This window comes from Pseudomonas akapageensis (assembly GCF_011355085.1).
Classification (GTDB): domain Bacteria; phylum Pseudomonadota; class Gammaproteobacteria; order Pseudomonadales; family Pseudomonadaceae; genus Aquipseudomonas; species Aquipseudomonas akapageensis.
The window spans coordinates 1-1,254 of record NZ_VXCP01000081.1; the positions used below are offsets into that span (position 1 = coordinate 1).

A 1,254-nucleotide genomic window follows, 5' to 3' on the forward strand; every position below is an offset into this window, starting at 1 on the left:
CTGTGGGAGATTCTATGGTTGTGGGCAAGCCATTTTCGGCTCCTGGGCCAAGTATTCGCTCTGGTTTTTCATCAGGGCGAACGCCAGGCGAGCCAGCTTCCTAGCCAGTATCACCAGGACCTGGGTGGTCGCCTTTCCACTGTTGCGATGATGTGCGTAAACGCTTTTCCAGGCTGCTGAGCGACTGGCCGACATGGCTGCGTTGTGCAACAACCGACGAATCTCGGAGCAACCTCGTTTCGTCAATCGGCGGCGACCACTCTTTTGCCCAGAGTCCGTCACTCTTAGGTCCATGCCCAAAAACGCGATATAGGAATCACTGTTTTTGAAGTCGCCTCTGACAAACGCCATCACCAGTGCTGTAGCCGTCAAAAATCCTATCCCTTCTACTGCTTGGCAGCGGGAAACTTGCTCCATTAGACCTGCTTCGCGCAGAACGTCCTTCAACTTCTTCTGAATCAGTAAGTCGAGCTTTTCCATTGAAGCTGAAAATGTCTTAAAGGCCGCTTTCAAGGACGCATCGTTCGACCAGCTTTGCGTCAAGCTGGTCCGGGCTTCAACCAAGGTCGCACGCCGTCGCAGAAGGCTCTGCAGCTTGCCGTAGACAGCCGGAGGAGGTGTCCAGGGACGCAAGTCATCCCCTTCGTTTTTCAGGAAACGGGCTAACAACCGAGCGTCCGAAGCATCCGTTTTGCTCCGACCACCGATACCTTTTCGATAGTTGCTCAGTTGAAATCCATCAATCACGTAAACCTCAAATCCAGCTTCGTAAGCGAGCTCGACGAGGTCTAGGTGATAAGTGTTTGTTGCTTCGACAGCAATCGCAGTGTTGACCGGTAAACCACTCAGCCATCGTTTGATTGCGGGTTTGTCGTTTTTGACTGACTCGAGTTCATCGGCCTCTATCTGATAGGTGACTAGCTCAACTTTGGCGACATCCACGCCCGTAATTGATCGCGCCACTCGCGTTGCCATTGCCGACTCTCCACGTTAAGGTTTTGCTGCTTGAAGGGGTTTCACCAAGAGGCGCTGGCTTGCTTCTATCGTCGCTTGCAAACGATGCATTCTTTATCGGCGCTTTGGTGGAAGGGGTGGGGCGATGTCTCCCACGGTCTGTACTGCTGCGAACAGTCAGAATCTGGCCTTTAGTCCCACCACCCCTCCAAGCCTTGCCATACACGCTGGCTTGCGAGCGTGTCCCACACAGCTACCCGTACAGCGTGAAACAATGGCCCCCGACAGGCGACCTTCGTT

1 protein-coding gene is annotated in these 1,254 nt (G+C 53.7%); it reads right to left on the reverse strand.

What is annotated here, in order from left to right:
* Positions 1-12: 12 nt before the first annotated feature.
* A complete protein-coding gene (locus F2S13_RS29020; RefSeq protein ID WP_166367316.1) occupies positions 13-975 on the reverse strand; it encodes an IS110 family RNA-guided transposase in 963 nt (320 codons plus the stop codon).
* Between the last annotated feature and the right edge of the window lie 279 nt (positions 976-1,254).